Origin of the sequence: Echinimonas agarilytica (assembly GCF_023703465.1) — a bacterium.
Taxonomy (GTDB): Bacteria; Pseudomonadota; Gammaproteobacteria; order Enterobacterales; family Neiellaceae; genus Echinimonas; species Echinimonas agarilytica.
This window is the reverse complement of record NZ_JAMQGP010000003.1, coordinates 184508-208518: the sequence shown is the minus strand read 5'-3', so window position 1 is coordinate 208518 and position 24011 is coordinate 184508. Positions and strand designations below refer to the sequence as shown.

The window sequence follows — 24011 nt, the reverse complement described above, 5'->3', positions numbered from 1 at the left end:
TATGCGCTCTGATATTTTATGAAAATTTCAATTTACCATGTGACTGTGATTGCCACAATTCTGATTGTGGTTGCATTACTCTTTGGTCTAGGTTACTCGGAAGATTCTAATCCACCTGTTCAAGAGTACGATGGCTTATTATTTCCAGATCTGGATGTTAATGATATTGATAAAATAGTTCTTTCAAATATTCATGAAACAGTCTTTTTAAATCGTGATGGCGTAATTTGGAATGTAGGGGATCCAGTAGACTATCCGGCCTTTCAAAGCAAGGTACAGTGGTTTCTTGCTGATCTTGAAGAAGCTCAGAGAGGCCAAGAGGTTGAGGTTGCTGATGATGATCTTTCTCGGCTAATGCTTGCTGACCCTTTGTCTGATGAGAATCAAAACACATCTGCAGTAAAGGTAGAAATATCTTCTTTATCAGGGGGTTACAAACAATCTTTCATCTTGGGTAAATTTGATTTCCCAGATAACAAGCCACTTATTTCAATCGTGGGTGAACGTGCTTCGGCGAGACGATATGTACGTATTTTAGGTGAGGAAGAAAGAGTTTTCCTAACTTCTTCTAGCTTAATGAGAGCAGTCCCAATGACCCGAAAATGGATTAATAAAGGGGTTGTACCTATTCAAGCATTTAAGAGAATTTCAGGGTATTCAGACAAAGGTGATGAGTGGGCCCTGTATCGCAACTCAAGATTTGGAAAAGTGATGGGAGAAGGATCGTTAAAAGAATTTAAGGCAGATTCTGAATTCCTTAAAAATCTTAGCATGTTTTTTGAAGGAGGATATATTTCAGATGTATTACCTAGTCATTCGCTAACGGAGGTAATGAGAACGTCGAATCACCGTAGATTTCGAGTTGAAGATTTTGATGGGACAATTCATGATTTTGAAATTGGAAATAAGACAAGCCTCTCTAAAGAGCATGATCCGGCTAACGCATTGACTGATGCGGTTCTTACTCTCACCAGTAAGCCAATAGCTGATAATGCTGATTATCTGGCTGTTACTATCAGAATTCATGTTCCAGATTCAATTCAGATTTCAGATACACAAATGGGGCCTTTTAAAGGAGGGGCGCAACGTGGATTCTTAATTGATGAGAAGTCGCTGTTGTTGATCTTAAATTTGTTCAATATTTCAGAGGAAAACTCTAAGAGACCTCACTTAGAAAAGAGTAAGTCATGATGCTAATTGACAAGAAATTATTAGGGTTAGGGGCTGCAATAGTAGTTGTGGGAGGCTTGGTTGTTTTGCTTGTTGGCTCAGAGGTGGAGCGTGAACAAGCTGAGTTGACCAGCTTAGATGAAAAGGAGTTCTCTTCACATCCAGAAGTTTTTGTGCATGTTCATAAGAAAGAAAACGGACATACATCGGGAAATCATATCCAAGATAATACTCTATCAGAGCGTATTAATAATCTGGTTGAATTACATGGCATTGACCCTGGGTTGATCGATGATGATTATCTTAGGATGATTGAAGCCTTTGAGGCTGGTGATGAAAAGGAAGTTGATCGGATGATGATGGAGTTATTGGAGAAAGATATATTCCAAGCGCTAAGGACTATGGAGAAACTAGAAAGCCATAATTTGGAATATAATATTGAATTGCCTTATCAAGTAGTTGCAGAGCATCTTCAACAATATTATACCGGGCCTGAACGTATGGAATTGCTGTCGTCAATGGATACCTCTGGTTCAATTCAGGAAACTGGACGTTATGTCTTTAATGATTGGGCAGAAGAGAACAGAGGAGAGCTATTAGCGTGGGTACGTGATAATCCGAGTTTTAATAACTCTACTCTTCTTTATCATTTTTATAAACAGGAGATGGCCGGTGATTCAGCCTATGAAGTAGTCGACTATATCAAGAATCTTCCTGAAGACGATGCTCGTCGTAATCAAATGTTGACCAATGCTTTATCTCATTGGGCTGTAGTAAAGCCAGAAGATATTCCTCAATTTTACCACACACTGGAGCCAGGAGATGCTCGTGCTGACAATGCTCTTGAGGTTTATGCCGTTGAGTATGCGTCGAAAAATGATGGTTTCGTTGCGATGGAGTGGGCGAATAAAGTTGTCGATGAGAGCAGGCGCACGAATGCGGTTATTTCGGTAGGTGCCACGTTTATGTTGAATGATAAGGAGGGCTTTGAGGATTGGCTAGAAAGTGCCGACCTAGGAGATCTCGAACAGCGAGAGCAACTACTAAACGAAATGTCTCGTAGGAGTGACCATCTTCGACAAAATACTCCGACAAGACCAGAAGATTTTGAATGGCAAGATGGAGGTTCCTAATCCAATTTCGTTAAGCAAAGTGGATGAAATGAGCTTGAAGCTCTGTGTCGCTAACTTACCTAAGGCACTCCATCAGCTCATTTCAAATAACGCCATCAATAATAACTTATAAATTAAAGCGCTACATAACTATGATTCAAGTAAAACAGCTCAACCGAACATTCGGCGCCAAAAAAGCGGTGAATAACCTCTCATTCTCCTTATCGAAAGGCCAAGTATTAGGGCTGATTGGTCCCAATGGCGCAGGTAAGTCTACTGCGATGAGAATGATTACTGGATTTCTGCGGCCAAGCTCGGGATCCATCTCGTTAGGGGGAATTGATGTATGGCAACACCCCAAAAAAGCTAAGCGATTACTTGGATACCTTCCAGAAAGTGCTCCACTATTTGAAGATATGTCTGTGGAAGGCTTTTTGGGTTATTTATCAGGTGTTCGCGGTCTGCATGGGCGAGAACGGACCCAGGCAATCGATCGAGCCGTTGACCTTTGCTTTCTCCAGAGCGTTCGCCATCAGGCAATCGATACTCTATCGAAAGGCTATCGCCATCGTGTCTGTTTAGCACAAAGCATATTACACGATCCACCCATCATCATTTTTGATGAGCCAACGGATGGACTCGATCCTAACCAAAAACAAGAAATCAGAGACTTGATCAATGAATTTCGCCACAACAAAACCATCATTCTTTCTACTCATATTCTTGATGAGGTGAATGCTGTTTGTACTGATGTGCTTTTGCTCGATCGGGGCAAAAAGCTGTTTACGGGCACCTTAGCCGAACTGAGATCTCAAACACCTGAAGCTGGAGACTTACTGTTACAGGTTGGATTCGATTATGTGGAGCAATTTAGGACATTTAGAGAAAAGTTGAAGATCTTGGCTGGGGTTTCAGCTGTCGAGATGAGTGAAATGAACTCAAATGAGCTTAGGGTGAAAGTGATAGATAAAACACTAAGTGGGATAGAAGATTTAACTCATCGTGTTGTTCAACTGGTTGTTGAAGAGAAAATGAAGCTATTACAGCTAAGACAAGATCAGGGGAGCTTGGAGTTGGCATTTAGAACCATGACTTCATATGGAACGCACTGCCGAGGAGATGAGCTATGAAAGATTTTCTGTCAGTGATGTGGGCAATTGTTGGGCGAGAGGTTGGCGGATACTTTCATGCTCCGATTGCATATGTATTCATTTTTATCTTCTTGATCATCTCTTCCCTATTAACTTTTGTTCAAAGCGGTTTTTTTGAAGCTGGAGAAGCAACGTTAGCATATGCATTTTTTAAATGGCATCCATGGTTATACGCATTTTTAGTACCAGCTATTGGTATGCGCGTATGGACTGAAGAAAACCGCCAAGGGACTATCGAATTGCTGCTCACTCACCCTGTCTCTTTAGGCCAGTTAGTGTTAGCTAAGTACTTGGCTGCATTGGTACCTTTACTGGTTACATTATTGTTAACCGGAACAAGTGTGCTCACTGTTGAGTACCTCGGAGACCCTGATTATGGCCCTATTGTTACGGGCTATTTGGGTAGTGTATTACTTGGAGCCTCTTTTTTAGCATTATCTTGCTGTTGCTCGGCTTTAACTAGAAGCCCTGTAATTGCTTTTATCTTTGGTGCGGCACTTTGCGTAATGTTGGTGTTAATTGGCTCAAAGGAGGTTGGCGAAGTTTTAGTTCGATCATTTCCTGAACAGCGCTGGTTAGTCGAAAGTATTGCCGCAACAGGTATTGCTCAATATTTTGCGATGTTCCGGCGAGGCCTACTGGCGACTCAAGCCGTGGGCTATTTTACGGTATTAACCACTTTTGCGCTGTTGGCTAATTACCAGATTCTTCGTTGGAAGCAGGGGTAGGACTTCAAATGTACAAGCAAATTATTAGGACCATCAACGCTATTCCACCAGCATTAACCTTACTGCTGCTATTTATTGCTCTAATGTTGGTCGCTTTTCCACTGAAAAAAATATCATCCAGAGTCGATCTTACTGCAGATCAAATTTACACCCTATCAACGGGCTCAATTGAGGTGCTAGAAAACCTAGATAGGGAAGTCACTATCCGGTATTACGTTAATAAATCCGATAACATTCTGCCTTTTGTATTGAGGAATTACGCTGAGCGAGTGAATGATTTTCTAGCTCAACTTGAACAAGTGAGTGCAGGTAAAGTCAAAGTTATTCAGTACGATCCTGAGCCTGACTCGGATGCGGCAGTTTCTGCTGAGCTTGATGGCATTCAGCCTCACTCAGTAGCTCCCGGAATTGAAGGGTTTATGGGGCTTTCAATCAATTGCCTTGATCAGAAGCGAGTCTTACCATTTTTAGATCTAAATAGAGAGAATACGCTGGAGTACGATGTTATCCGTAAACTTAAAGAGGTTACGCTATTTAATCGTAAGCGGGTGGCAATATACTCCAACGTGCCTGCGTTGGGGGTCTATGAAGGAAGTGAGATGAAGCTTCCAGAATGGAGCTTAATTAAAGAACTTAACAGTAGTTACGACATTACACACCTTAGCGGCCTTGAATTAGAGATCACAAAGGATGTAGATGTGCTCATGCTAATGCATCCAATGGATTTAGCTGAGGGTTTTGAAACTGCCATTGATCAGTTCATACAGCGCGGAGGGAAAATGATTGTGATGCAAGATCCCCTTGCGTTTTCATTCATGTTTTATGGCCAAGGATATGTAACAGAAACGGTCTCTTCATCCTGGCCAGCACTTGAAAGAGCTACAGGTGTATCATTTAGCGTGACAGATACAGTTCTTGATATGCAGTTAAAAACGTCACTGAATCGTGGGCAAGGACCTGAACAACTCAACTTCATCTTAACTTTAGATCAAAACTCTATTAACCAAGAGCATCCAATTACTAAGCAGATGAGTAAATTGGTTTTTGCCTCAAGCGGATACTTTTCGGGTGATCCTCGAAGTGGCATCAAGAAAACGGTATTGGCACAATCAACACGAGACTCGATGACTTCACCTATCACTCAGGTTATGGATGCAGGAAAGTATGAGTCGGAAAAATTGTTAAGGACCTTCAAGGCTGACGACTCTCATTATGATCTCGCGCTTATCCTTGAAGGGGAGTTTCCATCCCTGGTCAGCGGAAAACTTGAGGCTGGTACTCAACCCTCTCAAATTTTCCTTTTAGGAGATAGTGATTTTGCTTCAGACCCATTTGCTGGGCAAAGCATGCAAGTACAAAGGCGACATGTTTTTTACCCAGAAAATGACAATGTAAGCTTGGTTTTGAATAGCGTTGATTACCTAGTTGGGAACTTGGATTTAATTGATGCTCGTTCGAAAACCCGCCGCTCAAGGCCTCTGACGAAAATGATTGAACTTGAACGCAAAACAGAAGTGAATTATGACGAGCATCTTAAAAGGCTCGATCAGCTCTCTGAGAGGCTAGATAGAGAGTTGAGTAACGCCAAAAACACATTTTCCAATACATTGGATGAACCTGTACGAAGTCGTGAAACTAAAGCGAGAATTAACGATCTCGCGGCACAATTAAAGGCGACACAGACAGAAGCTCGGATCATGCGTCGAGATCTGCGGCAAGATATTGATCAGATACGTAATAAGGTAATTGGGTTCAACTTACTTTTTTCGCCTATTCTGGTGATGTTATTTGGATGTGTGATGTTGTCGTTTAGGCACTACAAAACTAGGCCGAGATAGTAAGTAGGCCACTACATTTCTCTGTATACGGAGGACCCGATTTAGGGTTGGCAGGTAAACCGAAAGCGTGGCTGTAGGTTTTAGCCGTGGAAAGTGTCTGCTCCCAGACTCCTGAACATACCGTTCATCAAGTTAATGAATAGATAAGCGGCGCCTAGAAAATCGGTGCCGCTTATCAATGGTTCAATCACAAATACAACTATGATTGTTACAAGTTCGATTTCGCAGGAGTGGCAATAACACGCCAGCGTACTCTGTCGCCAGTATCATTGGTTAAATCCAAGTTAGGGCTTGAATCAATTACTTTTAGGTTTTCAAAATGGCTTCGATTCTCAAGGAAATACCACCCCTCTTCCCCTGATGGCACTAAACGCCATTGAACAGCGAACCCAGTATTATTGGTGAGATCCCAAGACTTCGCACCGTCTACGTTCTTCAACCTTTCATTGCTTTTGCCTTTACTTTCTAAATAAAACCAACCGCTACTTGTTGGTACCATACGCCAACGAGAGTTACCTGAAGTATTCGAAGACATGCTAAGTGCACCAGCAGCGTCATCTGCTTTTAAATTAAGGCCGCTATGTTTGTTGCGAAGTAGCACGTAGCGAGCATTTTCATTTATTGTGTGAGACACATTATTACCGTATGCGCCAGGGTAGTAACCGTTGTAGACAACTCCATCAATCCATACGTTCTTTAACTCACCTGCAAGATAATGCATAGAAGGGTTACTTAGCTTGCCTCTCATATCGATGGTAACGTTTTTGATGACACCATCTCCTGCGTTGATCACAATTGGGCTATAAGTATTGCCATCTTTAGTTTTTTTGGTGGCTCCATCTGGCAGCTCGCCAGTCATCCATACATTATCAATTGTGCCTGTACCGCCATTAGTTATGCGTGCGATAAAAGCGAAGTTAGGTCCATCTTCAACTCGAATGTCAGTGTAGTGAATTTCGCTTATATTATGCTTTGTTTGAACCGACATCGCGGCATGGTTTGCGTAAAGCCGTCCATCAGGAGTATAGAGAACTTGATCACTTTGGCTTGGGTGAAGATCAGTTCTACCTTTTACAATGATATTTTTTGCGTAGTGTCGTGGCGTATTAGCACCGCCCCAATCAAGCGTAATTGCAGAGCCATTACCTTTCATTACGGCTGTAGAGTTTTGAACAGTTGCACCTGGATCACTTACTTTAAATGTGTCATCAACAATGTTCGCATAAACACCGTCCATGACACCATCATCTCCAACGCGGATATGCCCTGCACAATTACTTCTATCACTACAGCTAACAACATCAACATTAATTAATTTATTGCCGTTACCCATGATGTTGACACCTTTATGGCCAGCAAGACCATATTCAATACGCAAATTTCTGACTGTAACGTCTTTACCTCCATAGCCATTGTGTATGACATAAATGGTGCCGTCATCTTGATCAATGTCTTTCAATGTGCTGACATTTTTTCCTTCGCCCTGAATTATAACAGGGCCTTTAACCCCCGAACCAATTCGAATGAGGCCTTTTACAGTTCCTTTAATGGTGTAAGTACCTTCTTCGTTGATCCAGTAAGAGCCAATATTTTCGTTTTCCCACACGACATTTACGGCAAAAGACTTTACAGAGAAAAACAAAGAAAAAATAATTAACCTTTGTAACAGAGTCATTTTTGTATCCTTTTATTGTTAACTTTAAATGTTCAGACATTACCAACACAAATAAAGACATCTTATTTAATATATAAATTGATTTAAACCACTAACAAAAATCGCATTTAATAAATACCAACTTCCATTAATAGAGGAACCACTATCTCTCCAGCGATTTTCAGGATCGTACTTCAAACTACGGAACACGTTCTGGACTCAAGTCTCAATTTAAACGCATAAGTTTTTCCTGATAAAATCATCAACCTAACATTCACAAAAAAGGTACTAACACTGCCTTATCTCAATTAAAATAGAGAAACATGAAAATTAATAATTAATTACCCACAACATGAAATTCATATGGCTCACAGTAATTATTTCTACTTTGTCAACTTGTTCTTCAGCCGAAAAATTAAAAAAAAACGTTCATTCGGACATATCAAATACAGATAAACCTAATGTTATTTTTATTTTCATCGATGACATGGGGTTCGCCGACATTAGCGCATTTGGCAACCAAAAATTAAAAACACCAAATATAGATAGGCTTGCAGAAGAAGGATTAAAGTTTACAAACTTTTACGTTAACTCACCTATTTGTTCAGCTTCTCGAGTCGCCCTTAAAACTGGCTTATACCCTCAACGTTCTGGTATTCATTCGTTCTTAAGTACACGAAAACACAACAAGAGCCGTCAAATGCCAGACTTCCTATCAGCTGAATATTTTACTTATGCAAAACTGCTTAAAAGTTCAGGCTATGTCACCGCGCACTATGGGAAATGGCATATTGGAGGTGGAAGAGATGTGAATAATGCACCGTTACCTCAATCATATGGCTATGATGAATCACTCGTTTCTTTTGAGGGGCTAGGAGACCGAATTCTATGGAGTAAAACGGGCAATCAAACGTTAAGTTGGCAGCATGGTCAAGGTGAAATTTTGGACCTTCCAAAGCACAAAACAACAGAAACGTACATTGACTACGCGATTAGATTTATCATCAAAAATAAAGATAAACCTTTTTTACTCAATTTGTTCCCAAACGATGTTCATGACGGACATAACCCATCATCGCTTCAATTAGCCAAATGGAAAGGACAAGGTCGACATGAGTATGATGCAAAATTTTTTGCAGTATTAGATGAGATGGATAATCAAATTGGTCGATTACTCGATGCATTAGGTGCATTAAAATTGTCAGATAATACGGTTGTCATGCTCACCAGTGATAACGGCCCAACCGATTGGAAAAGATACTACGATGAAAATATTGAACCACCTGGCTTTACTGGGCCTTATAGAGGTCGTAAGTGGAGTTTATATGAAGGAGGAACTCGAATGCCATTCATAATCCGCTGGCCTGCTCAAATAAAACCTAAAACTGAGAATAATACATCTATTTTATCGGCCATTGATATTCTCCCCAGTCTAGCAGGGTTACTTGACCTTGAATTACCTCAAAATGTATCAGTAGATGGCAAAGATATGTCGTCTACTTTTTTAGGTAAAAAAATCAGTCGAAACCAACCATTGTTTTGGGAATATGGCGTTAAAGGGAGCATCAAACCCGGTAAAGCGAGTCATGTGAGTCCTCCTTTGGCAATGAGAGATGGTGATTGGAAGCTACTTATGAGTGTAGATGCGACTCATGTAGAGCTGTACAACTTGGTTGAGGATAAATCTGAGCAACACAATCTAGCCAACCAACACCCCAAAAAAGTTGAAGAAATGAAAAGTCAATTGTTGGCATGGTGGCAAGACGTAGCGCACAACTCAAAACTGCCTAGCAAACGTTAGCCTTATTTTATTTTGGGCTATACATATACAAACCTACCCTGGTCAATCATTAGCAATGACCAGAAGCACTATTAAACATTTGTTTTTATTAAATATGCACAATTTAAACCCTATTACCAACAATAGTACTACACTTATCAGCCTCGACACTTAAAACCAATGAGTATGAGGCTAAAGGCAGTCATGTACGAATTTTGATTCAGTAAACCTACTCATGGCGCAGGTCATATTGGGCATGTATTCATTTAATACCTTCAAAAAAAAGGCTGATAAGTTTTTTAGCTATTTATTTCTATGATACTTTTCTATGAAACTTAGAATTCGAACAACAAGCTCATTGTTGAACTTGCAGTTTGGTCGGCTCTGCTTCATCGCACTTTTAGTCAGCTATCTGTGTTTCTAGGTCAATTAGAAAAAAGTCTCATGAGAGGGACAGATGATTGAAGTATTGCACGTATTTTTCGGATTCGCTTCTCTCGTTAGTGGCTTTATCGTCTTGCTTAAAAGAAAGGGAAACTCGAGCCATCGGCTTTTGGGACGAGTTTATTTCATATGTATGCTGGCGCTTAATGTGACCTCGTTTGGCATATATAAGCTATTTGGAGGCTGGGGCGTTTTTCATTGGATGGCTATTGCTAGTTTAGCTCCCTTGGTTGCCGGTTACGTAGCAATACGTTACAAGAACTTGAATGCGCATTATTTTTTTATATGCTGGTCATATATCGGTCTTCTTTGTGCCACGATCAGTGAAATATTCGTTCACGTACCGTTGGCAGTATTTTTACAAAGCAAAGTTCCTCACTTAGATACAGCGCTGATGCTCAGCCTCATAGGTGCTGGTTTATATTTATTACCCAAGTACCAATCTCGATATGTACGTGGTAAGCGCCCCACTCCAATGCCATAACTGAACTCAACAGGCACTAGATTTCACACCCCTTTGTTACACTTCTTACGCTTGGTTGTTCTTCTCTTTGCTCAACACGCAAAAAAAAGCACCGACTGAAACAGACCGGTGCTTTTTAGCGGGGGGGAGATGGTGTTTATCTAGGCGTTAATTCAATCAACAATACGCCTTCAGATTCAAGTTCAAAGCTTGACTCAACGGGGTTACGTGTCATCAAGTCAATCATACTGAACGCTTGACCTGTGTTCAGTGCCAGTTCCAATTTGGCCGTGTTGTGGCCGAAATTAAGAATATTCACCAAGTAGCGGCCATCGGCTTGTTTCACTGCGCGCCACGTAGTGGTTTTGTGTGGTTGGCCATTGTCTTCTTTGAGAGTTACGCCCGACAGGCTCGTTGACTTCACTTCGGCCACTGCTGCTTGTTTGATCTTCTCGATGTCGTCTGTTTCCAGCACAATCAATTTGCCTTTCGCAGCAGTTAGCTTGTCAGCGCGTTTCTGACCGTATTCATTCAGAGATAAGCTTTTCTCAGAATCTAGAATGACGGTGCCGCCATTGTTTAGATAACCTTGCAGTGTTGCGAACTCTTCATCAGTGACGTATGCGTTGCGGTATACAACCACAGTGTCCCAAAGATCGTTATTCTGCTTTTCAATGATGTTCTTAGTCACAAAGCCTAGCGGAGTGCCTTCGAAGAAAAGCGTTTCGTATAGCTTGTAACCTTGGGTCATGTAGTCATCAATGTTGATCGCTGTTGTTTCTGAATAGAACAAGCGAATTGGACGACGCTGTTCGCGCAGTTCAACAATCTCTTCTGAGAAACTGTTCAAGTCGTACATGACCTGCGTGACTTCATTGGTCACATGCGGCTGCATATTGTTGGAACCGGCATACGCGCCTCCCAAACCAGGATCAAAGAAGTCTAATTCGCCTTCTAAACGGTCTTCCGGTGAACCATCTGGGTCACGGGCCCAGAACCAACCCATGTTCGCGTCCATTCCCAACAAGGTTGCCAACCAATAAACACTGCGAACGTAGCTTGTTCGTGTATCTAGATCGCGCCATTGGCCCGACGATAAAAAGTGTGACTCTGAGTTCACGTTGATCTTGTCTGGAGCAACCGATTCCATGAAGTCATGAAACATGGCTACGATTCCCCAGTGGTACGCATATTTTTCAATCCACTCAGACGATTTGCCCGGGCGAATATTCTTACTACCAAATGATTTGGCATCATGACCAACCATTGTAGTGAGTTCGGCCAAAGCTTCTGTATCGATACCACCGGAACGCGAGTCATCCATAAACATGCGCGGCATGACTTTAATGTGAGTCGCAGCTTCTGGATTCACCGCATGCAAGTTGTCTTGCATAAATTTAAACCAATCAGTACCGCGGTCCATGTTGTAGCGCATCCAGTCGTACCAAATCGGTTGGCCTTTATAGGCAGTATCCAGTGGGATTTCGATCTCGACTTGAGCAAATTCAGTGTATTCAGTGTTCCAGTTGGCGTTCAGTACCGCAATGTCGCCGCTGTACTTAGCATTCAACCAATTACGGAACTTGTTCAATGTGTATGAAGAAATCGAGTTCATTTCTTCAAAACGATAAGTCCAGTGGTCTTTTTCAGAAAACCAATGCGGTTCGTTCGCCAAAACAAAACCAAGCTCAGTGACTTTTTTGCCCTTCGTGAGCTCACCCGTTCTGCGAATAATTTTGGCCCACAAATCGCGAGCTAACGGATTATCAACATCAAAGCCAGTGAATAGAGAACGCCCTTTGCGCACTTCTGGCTCTTGTTGTTCAACCCATTCCGGAATCCCCATAATCCAATACACTAAAAAACCAATATTAGTATCTGGAATACTTGTGAGTTCTTTCATCAGTTCTTCATCAAACGTACCGTCTTCTTTCAACAAGAACGAATTAATCGCACGATCATGGTCGACCGGGTAGAGGTTTTCGCCGCCATGGTAAAGGGCCCCCAAGTGGTCGTTATAAATATCTGTATTGGTCAGTGGCTGGCCCACTGTTTTAGAAAAATAGTCGTATGGGAAAATAGGTTTACCGTTGCTGATAAACATGTTGTCGCCAGCTTTAGTGCCTTGCCAATCTACTTTATTGACGGGGCGACGTTTGATTTCTCCTCGAAGTTCTTGACCTAAAACATCAATACCTTTGTCGAGGATTTCGATCACTTTTCGGCGTTCAAAATCGGGTAGTTCTGCGGCTAATTTATCTTTGTCATTGGCATAATAACGCTCATAGCTAAATGCTTTTGCAATCGTCTCTGGGTTGGCTTCATCCCAGTTGGCAAATTTTAAAAACTGTTCCGAGAACCACACTATGGTTTCTTCGCGGGCCACATCAATTTCTTTCGTTCGAGCTTCGTCCATCATACCTTCAAGTGTGGCTAATTTCTGACGCGCTTGAGTTTCCAATGCGCCCATTGCAATAGCACTATCTTGAGCAACTTCAGCTTGCACCTGCGGTGTACTTTGTTGTTCCGTTGCCTTCTCGTTGCAGCCCGTCGTAAGCAACAATGCAGACGCTATTGATGCTGTTAAGAATAGTCGTTTCATGATTTCACCCGCTTCATATAGTGTTGATCCGCAACACTACAATGGTTGTTTTTATATGTTGTGACCGCCAATATACTTCAACATATCACGATGTCAAACATCATATGTTTAACAAGTGAGATTCATCTCGATAACAATTGAATTGTGATGAATCAACGCAAGCCAAAATCAATTTGAATTTTTGAATTGTAGTCGACAACTTATAGCGCGGCATCGTTCACAGAAAGGTTCTGAATAACGCTTCAGAGCCTTATAACGATTGAGGTAGGTGTTGTAATTGAGTGATTAAGCTTACGTTGTGAAGGCTGTGAGTTGACGTTTTAATTGCTCACATACACGGATCGTAAGTTCTTCGAGTTGTGCTATAAGCACTTGTTCATCAGCATTAAGCTTCAATGCCTGCTCAGATCTAGCTGCTAATTCTGCAATATCGGTTAGGCCTAAATAAGAAGCCGCGCCTTTAATGCTGTGTGTAAACGCTTGCAGTTCGTGACTGGCAATCGTGAACCCATTGCCGTACATATCCACAAATTTAAGTAGCAACTTCTTGTAGAGTTCAACGCTGCCGCCACAGCGTTTGATACTTTCCTCGCGATCAATGTTTAAGTCCAACGCATTCAATTGAGACAAGACTGAATTGACGTCAGTAGCGCTTTGACTATTAGGGTTGGGTTGCTTCTCTAATCGTTGCTGATGACTTCTGACCTGCTGAATCAGTTGTTGGTAATCCGTCACTAATTGATTGCACATTGCTTGTTTATCTTGCGCTGACAATGAGCTGGCTTGTGACTCAAGTTGCTGTGCGAGGTGACAAGTGTCTTGTGCGCCAATCTCTGCGACTGAGGCAGATATTTGTTGCGCCACCAGCTTTAAAGCATCGGTGTCCGATCGCTTCAACACTCGCTTGAGCTGCATCATGTCTTTCACGCAGTGAGCCAAAAAAGTCGCTAGCACGGCGGAATTGTTCGATAATTTTTGGCTCATATTTTAACGACTCTCCTACGAGTAATATCAAACATCATTGGGTAATTACGCAATGTTTAGCCCCTGCTGATGACTCAGCTCGATAACCCGTTCAAGCGCCTCGTCAAACTCAAAGTCTTCGATCATTTGCTTTAGGCTCGACACGACTGAAAAGAGTTCTGAGTCGCCTTTGTCAATGGCTTGAAGAACATTCTCAATCTCAGTCATTGCCTGTGCATCATATGTTTTCAGATAGCCGACTAAACGCAATAGCGCTTTGTGTAGATCGTTTGAAGCGCTATTAATGTGCATTTCTCGTAATGACGCGAGTACAGGCATAAGAGCAGCCATCAACGTATTGAGTAACCGATCTACTCTTTCGGTTTCAAGGTTATCCAACAGCGCGTACTCTAGCTCTTTGGCTGCATCCTGCACTGATTTTGCACCAATACTTCCGGCTACACTCTTTAACGTGTGTGCCATTCGAGAAGCCATGCTGTGATCGTCACTTACGAGCGCTTCTTCAAATTCAGATTCAAAATTCTCGTAGCCTTCAGAGAACTTCGCCAGCAGCTTTTGGTACAAGACTTTATCATTCATCGATGCTCTTAAACCGGCATGAGTATCAACCCCGTCGATGATTGGAATTTCGATGCCAGACTGAGAAATAAGCTGACCATTGGCCTTGCTGTAAGCTCCATTTTTGGGGTGAATCCAAAGCGCCATGGTTTGAAAGATAGTTTCGATGTCTATGGGTTTAGCGATATGATCATTCATTCCCACCTCAAGCACTTTTTCGCGGTCTCCGGCCATCACATTCGCTGTCATAGCAATCACCGGCAGATCTTTGAAACGCGGCTGCTGACGAATGGCACGAGTCGCGGAATAGCCATCCATGACGGGCATCTGGCAATCCATCAGCACCCCGTCAAACTCTTGTGTGTCCAACAATTCAAGCGCCTCTTGGCCATTGCATGCCAAAGTCGGCTTCAACCCTTTACTTTTGAACAGCTCAATGGCTAACTCTTGGTTAATCTCGTTGTCTTCCACCAACAAGACTTTGGCTCCTTGCAGCTGCCGCAGCGCATCGATAAGGCTTTCTTGTTTGGTGGACGATCTCGAATCGACCACAACGCTATGGCCCAATGCCACCATAATGGTATCGAGCAGTAACGAAGGCATCACAGGTTTGGCTAGAAAACCTGCCAGCGCAACACCTTTGGCCTCTAGCTTTGCCTCTTCTCGACTATAGGCAGTGACCATAATCACCGTGGGAGCAGATTTAATATTCGGATCGCTTTGAATAGTGCGAGCCGTTTCAATACCGTCAAGTTCTGGCATGCGCCAATCCATGAGTACCAATTGATATGGCTTGGTCTGTTCGGCGTCTTCAATCATGGCTATGGCTTCACGGCCATTTGTTGCCTCAGCGACTGAAAAACCAAAGTTGCTCAACATGCTTTTAAGAATGAGCCTGGATGAGCTGTTATCGTCAACAATCAAAGCGTTTAAATCTTTGAGTACAACCGGCTCTTTGTTGACTCGTCGCTTTGGTTTTTCTTGAATACCTAAACATGTTGTGAAGTAGAAGGTACTGCCTTTGCCCTCTTCACTGTCTACCCAAATACGGCCTTGCATCAGCGCCACAAGCTGCTTACAAATGGCAAGGCCAAGACCCGTGCCGCCGTGCTTGCGCGTTGTTGAAGAGTCGAGCTGACTGAACGATTCAAACAAATGTGTTTGTTGGTCGACGCTCATGCCCAAACCGGTATCTCGAATGGAAAATTGAAGTTCTATGTCGGTATTACGTTGTTCTATAAGTTTGGCATGAATGACGACTTCACCGCCCGACTCCGTAAATTTAATGGCGTTGGCCCCCAGGTTGAGCAATATTTGTCCCAGCCTTAACGGATCTCCTTTCAGCGCGGTAGGCAGCTCGACCGGCACATCAAACATCAATTCAATGCCACTTTCTTCAGCTTTGAGACCTAATAGATTGTTTAGATTTTCGAGCACATCTTCCAATTGAAAATCAATGTACTCTAGGTCTAACTTGCCCGCTTCGATCTTCGAGAAGTCTAAAATGTCGTTGATCACACCCAGTAGGCTTTCGGCACTGCGGTGAGCTTTTTCGATGTAATTTCGTTGTTTAGCATCGAGCTCAGTTTGAAGCGCCATATGCGACATACCGATCACCGCATTCATTGGCGTTCTAATCTCGTGGCTCATATTGGCCAAGAAGTCAGACTTGGCTTGCGTCGCTTCCTCTGCAACTTTTTTCGCCTCTATCAGCTCACTCACTTCCGCAGAAAAACCAAACATACCTACAATGTTATTGTCATCATCATAAATGGGGCGTTTATTCGACTTAACCCACCCTTTTGAACCATCTGGTTTCAGGTATGTTTCAAGGTGATCAATGAGAGGCTCACCGCGTTCAATCACGTTGTGTTCAGCTTCAAAATAGGCTTTTGCATCTTCTGGTGGGAATACGTCAAAATCAGTTTTGCCTCGTCCGCCAAAAATCGAATCGAAACCAATTAAGCGCCCAAAGTTGAGATTGTGTGCTTTGAACCGATGTTTAGCGTCTTTAATGTACAAAAAGTCGCTGGAGAAATTCAGAATCGCTTTGTAGTCGATGGTTAAATCTTCAAGCTCTTTATTCTTTCGCTCTGCATCGTGGCGAGCAAGTTCGACCTGCTGAATCAACAGGCTTTTCTCTTCATCTTGAAGATTGCTTCGTCGTAAGTAGATAAACAAGAAAATCGTGAGCAATAGTACGGCAAAAGGCAGTACTAAGCTGGTTGGATCCCAATTTGGATACAGTGCATCATTAGACGGCAAAGCAATTATTCGCCACTGACGATCACCGAAATAGATAGTCTGAACGGACATGACCTTTTCGGTACTAATATCAAAGGTTTCGGGCGGCTCTGTTGAATCTGGATAGCGGCTACGGTGGGTGTAGAGAAACAACGGCGCTTTGGGCTCACTCACATCCATAAACTGCATGTGTAAACCGGCAGGCTCAGAGTAATTGTTGAGAATATCCTCGATCATCGAACCAATTTCAATGGTTGCGGCCGCAAGCCCAACCACAGCCCTACGGCGATCCGCGATATCTGCCAACGGCTGGTCAATATCGTATATGGGCAAAACTAACGCCCCACCCACTGCACCTTTAGAGCTTCCCAAGCGAAGCGGTAGTGCCGCTGTGACGATGTTCTCATCAATAGCTTTGTAAATCGCCGGCAGAGAAAAGGATTGGAAGGTAACATCTAGCCCTAGTACGTGTTGATTGGTGGCGTAAGGCTCTAAATATAAAATGGGGTAATACTCTCGCTTACTCGGCGCAACGACCATTTCATCATCGTCAGTTAAGCGGCTAATTTGCACCGGTTTGTCATAGATGTGACTCGTCGTTCGCTCAAAGGAAGCTCGGTCTTCATCTACTACCCGGGGCAGCCATTGCAAACCCAATAATCCCGGCTGAACCTGTAAATTCCGTTGAACGTAAAGCGCAAATTCTTCACGACTAATTTGTTGTGAGGCCCAGAACAATTTCTTGATGTCGAAAAGCGATTCCGTATACGCATCAATACCTCTAGAAATAGCATTGGCATGGCTTTGAGCCGCAGCATTAAATCGCGCTTCTGTGGTTTCTCGCGAGCTTTTGTCGAGAATGATATACAGCAGGCCTGTTAGCGCGATACCAAAGATCAGCGTCACCCAAGGCGCATAATATTTAAATTTTCCCGGTTTAACTTGAGCAGCGAACAGGCTATTTCGAATGGCCATGGTCAAACCCAGCGTAACAATAATCCCTACAAATAGAACGCCTTCGTCCGCAAATGTGTTGGCCGATGAGCCAAACAAAGCCACTAGGTGATATTCATGGGATTTTAAGGCTTGCCATGCCGCAATACTAAAAGACAAACAGCCAATTCCAACAGGCCAAGGCAACCATTGCGGAAAGTGCAAAGTACGATTAGCCGAAGCAGAGCGAATCGCATGTCCGAGCAAGCCAATCCCCAGTACGATAAATCCAAATGACGTATGAACGGCCATTTGAGTGAGTTTGCCCCAACCATATGCAGTGTTAATTCCTGTTAAATAGCCCGTAAATGCGATAAATCCCAATGAGAAAACAATGGATGCCAAAATCGCAGAAGTCGCTAACTTAGCATTCAAACCCTTTTGGCGTGAGATGACCATGATCCCTGCGCCAAAGAGCAAAAAGCACAAGGCGGTATTCGGAGCCATTCGACCCGGGTGTGAAGTATTGATATCGACATAGTGTTCCATCGCAAGTTGATCAATACCCAAATCAATAGCAGCAATGTATTCAAATAAAGTCAGCGCTCCTAAGAGCATTAACACAAACGATAAAACGCCACTGCGAAGGGCTGAGTTCACCGCAAACAAGCCGCTACCTGCGATAAGAAAACCAAATGCAGTGTTGTATTGCATCGGTACAAATGAAGGGGAAACCTGAATAAGTAACTCGTTGTGAGTGTACCAACCAATGAGTACCAAAAGACCTAAGCAAACAGAAATTACTGAGGCAATCTGTTGCGTTGTTTTCAACCATTTATCTTGAATCATAGTGAAATATCTAACACCCGAGGGCACTTCCCTTCATTTTAAAACTCACCCATTGAAGTGAGCTTTAGTTGTTCGTCGCTAATCCGTTTTCAATAGCAAATTTCACCAGCTCTCTGGCATTGTCGAGCTTCAACACTTCAATAATCTTATACTTGTGAAACTCAACCGTTCGGCTTGAAATATTCATAACATTCGCCACTTCTTTGGCTGTTCGGCCTTCGGCAAGCAGTTGCAGCACTTCTTTTTGGCGGGGAGATAGGAGTGCCAATGGGTCGGCATTTTTTTGGTCGCCCCCCAAGCGATATGCTTCCATCACTTCAGCAGCCAACAAAGATGTAATAAACGTGCGCCCAACCAATGCGGCCTCAACCGCTGCAAGCAGTTCATCGGCCGCCGAGTTTTTAAGCACGTACCCTGAAGCGCCGGCATCTAATGCCCTAATTGCATACTTAACGTCTGGATGCATGGTCAGGAATACTACTTTTGTGTCTACGTGTTGCTCTCTCAGCTTATTTAACGCATCAATACCATTGAGCAATGGCATGGAAACATCCGAGACAATCACGTCGGGATTCAGCTTTTTAGCTTGCGTAATGAGATCTCGACCATTTTCGACAGTCGCAACGACCTCATATTCCTGCATGAGTAAATTCTTAATACCTTCAGAAACAATGACGTGGTCATCGGCCAAAATGAGGGTTTTCTTCATCAATATCTCGTTACGTTGTCACGCGTCGCAAGCGCTCATTCAATGGATTCAGATTAACTCAAAGCCAACCACAATGAAACTAGCCTGAAACCTTACCAACTGAACTGACTGGTAATTTTACCAGTGGCCTAGCTCGTAGTTTTCCTATCACTTTCCCGAAGTTTTGCGAGTACCTCAACACCGTTAACAGGCATAACATTGTCATCAACAAGTGCAACAACACACCAACATTTAAGAGCAAGCGGCTGAGACCAGCAAGTGCTCAAATTAATCAAGAAAGGGAATCGATATGAACGCTCAAACACACTTAGCTCACACCCCATCAAACGCTCCATTCGCTATCGCGGACATTTCTGATATTGACGCCACTATTGCTAAAAACGAAAAACTCGACCAAGAATTTCGTAGCAGCACCAAACGTCAGCCCTCACAGGATGTGGCTCCTGATTACATTTATTTCCAAGAAGTCGGGCGCTACCCATTATTGAAAGCCGCTGAAGAGATAGAGCTTGCTGAGCGAGTGCAAAAAGGTGACCAAGCTGCTCGCCAGAAAATGATTGAATGCAACTTACGACTTGTCATCAAGTTTGCCAGAGGGTACTTAAACCGTGGGTTGCCACTGTTAGACTTAATTCACGAAGGCAATATTGGACTCATCAAAGCTGTTGAGAAGTTTGACCCTAAAAAAGGATTCCGCTTCTCTACATACGCCGCTTACTGGATTCGTGACACGCTCGACCGCGCCATCATGAATCAATCTCGAACTGTGCGTTTGCCCGTTCACTTACTCAAAGAAATGAATGCGTACATTAAAACAGCTCGCGAAATGGCAAAGTCTTTAGACAATGAACCTACAGCAGAGCAACTTGCACAGAAGATGAATAAGCCCGTGGCTGATGTGAGAAGAATGCTCAAGCTCAACACCAAAACAAGCTCCCTAGACGTGCCCGTTGGTAAAAATGAAGATGCTTCGTTGGTCGATTTACTCGCTGACGAAGACCAAACAAACGCAGAAGACGCAATCCAAAAAAAGCAAGTGAGCTGTGTACTCACTGAATCTTTGCAAGGCCTAGAAGACGATTTGAAGTCAATCTTGGCTCGACGCTTTGGATTACTTGGATACGAGCCAATGACGATCACCGACATCGGTAAAAGCATGGGCGTTTCACGTCAAGTAGCAAGCCACTACCAAACTAAAGCACTGGCTCAGCTACGCCAAATATTCAACAAGAAAGGTATTTCCATGGAGCAAGCTCTGGGTGCCTTTGCATAACACTCAAGCCCTAGTTTAAACCAAGGTCAATGCCTACAGGCATTGGCTCTCACTCCCCTAACCATTGTTTGAACTGACCGCAATATCACTCGTCACAAGAAAAAACTGAATACAGAGCAAGTCATCCCCCAGCTTGCTCTGTATTTATATCTTTTGAACAAAAACTGATTCTACCTTATTCGTAACGCAACGCTTCGATGGGATCTAGGTTTGCAGCTTTGTAAGCCGGATAAAAGCCAAAACCAATACCGATAAGCGCCGTGCCTACTACACTAATGGCGATGATCATTGGTGACAGAGCCATGGTCCAGCCCACGCCATATTGCAAGATCGCAACCACCAGCAACGACAACAACACGCCCATTAAGGCACCGATCACACAAAGCGTCACGCTCTCAATGAGAAACTGAATCAAAATATGTTTGGGCTTTGCGCCAACGGCCATACGCAGTCCGATTTCGCGAGTTCGTTCGGTCACACTCACCAACATAATATTCATGACGCCAATACCACCAACCAGCAATGACACTCCCGCAACGCCAGCTAGCAACATAGAAAAGACGCGATTGGCTTCAGCACGAGTCGACAACATGGCCGATAAGTTCATAATGCGAAAGGCGCTCAATTGCCCAACGGGCACTCGATGCCGCTGGTTCAAAAGACGTTCCAATTCCTCAGAGACGTAATCCATGTTTTGGGCTTCATCAACTGTGACCGTCAAACGCTGAACTCGCTTAATATTAGTGCCGGAGCGCCCCAATACCCGCCGATTGGCAGTGCTGATGGGAATGATCAAGATATCGTCTTGATCAAAGCCGCGCATGTCTTGCCCTTTGGCTTTAAGCACTCCCACAATCGTTAATGGTACTTTATTCACTCGAACCACTTCGCCCAGTGCGAATTCCGCATCACCAAACAGTTCTTGAGCAACGGTATGACCGACTAAAGCGACCTTAGCGCCGCTTCTAACGTCGCTATCGGAAAAATAACGGCCCTGAGCGATTTGCCAATTGCTGGCATGGAGGTAATCGGTATTGGTGCCTTGAATACCCGTCGACCAGTTTTGATTGCCCCATACCACTTGCGCTTGGCCACCATTTGAAGCGCCCACGTAAACCACTTCTGCAATGTCGCGTTTAATCGCATCGGCATCTGACATTTCTAACTTACTGACATTTCCCACCGCCTGCTTCGCCCCACCCGATTTAGTGGAGCCCGCTCGCACCATCAACACATTGGTACCCAAACTTTCAATTTGTTGCTCAACTTCGCGCTGCGCGCCTTCACCCAAAGCAAACATCACAATCACCGCACTGATGCCAATGATAATGCCCAAGGTGGTTAGAATTGACCGCATTAAATTACGTCTTAGCGAGAGCAATGCCGTATGAACTAAGGTCATATTATTGCCCCTCGCTTACAGCATTTTGCGCAGGCGAGCTAGGTTGCAGTTCACCATCTCGCACCATCACAATTCGGTCAGCATAGGCGGCAACTTCATCTTCGTGCGTGACTAATACGACGGTTTTTCCTTGCTTATTGAGTTCTCGGAACAGTTTCATAATGTCGCCACTGGTATGGCTATCGAGTGCACCGGTGGGTTCGTCGGCCAATATAATATTCGGTTGATGGATCAGTGCTCGGGCAATGGCGACCCGCTGTTGCTGACCACCTGATAATTGACTGGGGTGGTTCGACAAGCGATCACCCAAGCCCACAGACTCTAAACATTGTACGCCCAGCTGGTGCGCATTCTTCACCGGGCTGTCGGCATACATCAACGGCATTTTCACATTGTCTAAAGCCGATGTACGAGACAGCAAATTAAACTGTTGAAAAACAAAACCAATACGATCGCGACGTAAGGTGGCGAGTGCGTCTTTGCCCATGCCTAAAGTAGATTGTCCTAAGATTTTCACTTCACCTTGTTCGGGCGTCATCAAACAACCAATTTGGTTCATTAAGGTTGATTTACCTGAGCCCGATGGCCCCATAATAGCCACCATTTCGCCCTGTTCTATGGTTAAGTCAATATTTTTGAGCACTTGAAAGTGCTCCCCCGCCATCGGAAAGCTATGACTTAAATTGATGCATTGAACGGCTGCTGTCATTTCGAACCTGCTTTCATTTGAGTAATCACATGTTCGCCTTCTAAGCTGGGTTTAAGCACTTGAGTATATTGCCCGTCGGTAATGCCGGTAGAAATTGTCAGGCGCTGCTGCTCACCATTACGGAGCACCAATACTTGCGAGGTTTTTATTTTTCCGGATTTGAGTGCCAAATATTGTTCTTTCTGCGCGTCAGTCAACACATCATTAATCACTTGTTGCATGCGTTTTCGTTGCTGCTCCGATGCACCGCGCCCAAGTGCTTGAGAGCGCTCTGGCATTTGCTCTTTAAGTTGCAGCTTTTGCTGTTCTGTCAGATTCAGCTCAGACAATTGCCCCATTGGACCTCGGCGCTGGGTTTGCTGCGATTTGTCTTGGGTTCGGCTCGCCAGTCGCAACGCTGCATTTGAGACGCGTTGTACGTCTTGTACCGCATCAATAGAAATATCTAAATTGGCTGTCATGCCCGGCAGTAATGCTCCCGAACGATTATTGGCCGACACAATAACGGTGTAGCTCACAACCCCTGAAGTGTTTTGCGGAGCCCGACGAATTTGTTTAATCGCACCATTAAATTTTCGATCTGGAAAGGCATCTACGGTAAAACTCACACGCTGCCCTTGTTCCAATTGGCCAATGTCTGACTCGTCGATATACGCTTCAATTTCCATTTGTGACAAATCTTTAGCCAGCGTAAATAGCTCTGGAGTGTTTAAGCTAGACGCCACGGTTTGTCCTGCTTCAATGGTTCGGTCAATCACAAAACCATCAATAGGTGCTCGAATTTCAGTTCGGCTCAGGTCAATTTGGCTTTGTTGCATGCTCGCTTCGTTGGCTGCCAAGTTAGCGTGCAAAACCTCAAGTTGAGCATGAGCTTGTTGCACATCAAGCTTGGCCTGATCGAGCTGTGTTTGAAATGCATCTAACTCATCTTCTGAAATGTTATTGGTGATCGCTAACTTTTTTGCGCGCCGTAAATCACGTTCCGATTTACCCAAAGTAACCTCAGAGCGCTCAATCGCGATTTTCTGTAAACTAATATCAGCCTTCGTTTTAGCCACTTGCGCTTCAGCCTGAGCGACTTTTGCAGCAAAGGTGCTGGGATCAATTTGCGCCAACAGTTGGCCTGCACTAACAATGTCGTTGAAATCCACGTAAACCTTTGTAATTTGCCCCGACAACTGGGCTCCTAAAATCACATCATCAACTGCGGCAAGGGTGCCCGTTGCGCTCACAGAATTGAGAATATTACCTTTACTGACCACTTCTGTTTTGTATTGGTTGGTGTCTCCCTTCGATGTTGCATTGCTGTCGGAGAAGAAAAACCAGCTGGCTAAAATAGCTAGCGCAACGGCAAGAATCATGTAAAAACGTTTCATAGTGGCTCTAATAGTCAATCGCAATGTTGCTA

At 43.7% G+C, this 24011-nt stretch carries 16 protein-coding genes; 8 read left to right on the top strand and 8 right to left on the bottom strand.

Annotated features, from left to right (window positions below; all coding sequences use genetic code 11):
• Nucleotides 1–18 precede the first annotated feature (18 nt).
• The 5 genes from NAF29_RS08165 to NAF29_RS08145 all read left to right on the top strand — a co-directional run bounded on the left by NAF29_RS08165 (nucleotide 19) and on the right by NAF29_RS08145 (nucleotide 5999).
• Nucleotides 19–1191: a DUF4340 domain-containing protein gene (locus NAF29_RS08165; protein WP_251261087.1), complete on the top strand. Its 1173-nt coding sequence runs from the start codon at nucleotides 19–21 to the stop codon at nucleotides 1189–1191.
• Nucleotides 1188–2303, top strand: a complete 1116-nt coding sequence (locus NAF29_RS08160; protein WP_251261086.1) for a hypothetical protein — start codon at nucleotides 1188–1190, stop codon at nucleotides 2301–2303. Before NAF29_RS08165 ends, NAF29_RS08160 begins: the two co-directional genes overlap by 4 nt.
• Nucleotides 2304–2434: 131 nt before the next feature.
• Nucleotides 2435–3412 (top strand): ABC transporter ATP-binding protein, encoded by a 978-nt coding sequence (locus NAF29_RS08155; RefSeq protein ID WP_251261085.1) that lies wholly within the window; start codon nucleotides 2435–2437, stop codon nucleotides 3410–3412.
• Nucleotides 3409–4161, top strand: a complete 753-nt coding sequence (locus NAF29_RS08150; protein WP_251261084.1) for an ABC transporter permease subunit — start codon at nucleotides 3409–3411, stop codon at nucleotides 4159–4161. The genes NAF29_RS08155 and NAF29_RS08150 overlap by 4 nt, the downstream gene beginning before the upstream one ends.
• A gap of 8 nt (nucleotides 4162–4169) precedes the next feature.
• Nucleotides 4170–5999 (top strand): Gldg family protein, encoded by a 1830-nt coding sequence (locus NAF29_RS08145; RefSeq protein WP_251261083.1) that lies wholly within the window; start codon nucleotides 4170–4172, stop codon nucleotides 5997–5999.
• Nucleotides 6000–6207: 208 nt separating this feature from the next.
• Here NAF29_RS08145 and NAF29_RS08140 read toward each other — a convergent pair whose 3' ends face one another.
• Nucleotides 6208–7674, bottom strand: a complete 1467-nt coding sequence (locus NAF29_RS08140; RefSeq protein WP_251261082.1) for a hypothetical protein — start codon at nucleotides 7672–7674, stop codon at nucleotides 6208–6210.
• A 331-nt stretch (nucleotides 7675–8005) separates the two neighbouring features.
• On the opposite strand from NAF29_RS08140, the gene NAF29_RS08135 reads away from it, so the two are divergent.
• Together NAF29_RS08135 and NAF29_RS08130 are read left to right on the top strand one after the other, a co-directional pair.
• The gene (locus NAF29_RS08135) at nucleotides 8006–9454 is read left to right on the top strand and encodes a sulfatase-like hydrolase/transferase (protein ID WP_251261081.1); all 1449 of its coding nucleotides are present in this window, start codon (nucleotides 8006–8008) and stop codon (nucleotides 9452–9454) included.
• Nucleotides 9455–9890: 436 nt separating this feature from the next.
• The gene (locus NAF29_RS08130; RefSeq protein ID WP_251261080.1) at nucleotides 9891–10361 is read left to right on the top strand and encodes a DUF2306 domain-containing protein; all 471 of its coding nucleotides are present in this window, start codon (nucleotides 9891–9893) and stop codon (nucleotides 10359–10361) included.
• A gap of 136 nt (nucleotides 10362–10497) precedes the next feature.
• On the opposite strand, the gene NAF29_RS08125 is transcribed toward NAF29_RS08130, so the two are convergent.
• The 4 genes from NAF29_RS08125 to NAF29_RS08110 all read right to left on the bottom strand — a co-directional run bounded on the left by NAF29_RS08125 (nucleotide 10498) and on the right by NAF29_RS08110 (nucleotide 19219).
• On the bottom strand, nucleotides 10498–12942 hold the full coding sequence (locus NAF29_RS08125) for an alpha-amylase family protein (RefSeq protein WP_251261079.1): 2445 nt from the start codon (nucleotides 12940–12942) through the stop codon (nucleotides 10498–10500).
• A 291-nt stretch (nucleotides 12943–13233) separates the two neighbouring features.
• Nucleotides 13234–13926, bottom strand: coding sequence for an Hpt domain-containing protein (locus NAF29_RS08120; protein ID WP_251261078.1), 693 nt, complete (start codon nucleotides 13924–13926; stop codon nucleotides 13234–13236).
• Between the two features lie 45 nt (nucleotides 13927–13971).
• Entirely contained in the window at nucleotides 13972–18510 is a 4539-nt protein-coding gene (locus tag NAF29_RS08115; RefSeq protein WP_251261077.1) for a response regulator, read from the bottom strand.
• Nucleotides 18511–18574: 64 nt separating this feature from the next.
• On the bottom strand, nucleotides 18575–19219 hold the full coding sequence (locus NAF29_RS08110) for a response regulator (protein WP_251261076.1): 645 nt from the start codon (nucleotides 19217–19219) through the stop codon (nucleotides 18575–18577).
• A gap of 289 nt (nucleotides 19220–19508) precedes the next feature.
• Here NAF29_RS08110 and NAF29_RS08105 point away from each other — a divergent pair, with 289 nt between their 5' ends.
• Nucleotides 19509–20492, top strand: coding sequence for a sigma-70 family RNA polymerase sigma factor (locus NAF29_RS08105; protein ID WP_251261075.1), 984 nt, complete (start codon nucleotides 19509–19511; stop codon nucleotides 20490–20492).
• Nucleotides 20493–20667: 175 nt separating this feature from the next.
• Here the strand turns inward: NAF29_RS08105 and NAF29_RS08100 are convergent, their stop codons facing one another.
• The 3 genes from NAF29_RS08100 to NAF29_RS08090 are packed head-to-tail and all read right to left on the bottom strand — an operon-like array spanning nucleotide 20668 to nucleotide 23979.
• Nucleotides 20668–21894 carry an ABC transporter permease gene (locus tag NAF29_RS08100; RefSeq protein ID WP_251261074.1) on the bottom strand — a complete coding sequence of 409 codons (1227 nt, stop codon included), beginning with the start codon at nucleotides 21892–21894 and terminating at the stop codon, nucleotides 20668–20670.
• 1 nt (nucleotide 21895) lies between these two features.
• Nucleotides 21896–22603: an ABC transporter ATP-binding protein gene (locus NAF29_RS08095; protein WP_251261073.1), complete on the bottom strand. Its 708-nt coding sequence runs from the start codon at nucleotides 22601–22603 to the stop codon at nucleotides 21896–21898.
• Nucleotides 22600–23979, bottom strand: coding sequence for an efflux RND transporter periplasmic adaptor subunit (locus tag NAF29_RS08090; RefSeq protein WP_251261072.1), 1380 nt, complete (start codon nucleotides 23977–23979; stop codon nucleotides 22600–22602). Before NAF29_RS08090 ends, NAF29_RS08095 begins: the two co-directional genes overlap by 4 nt.
• Nucleotides 23980–24011: the final 32 nt, after the last annotated feature.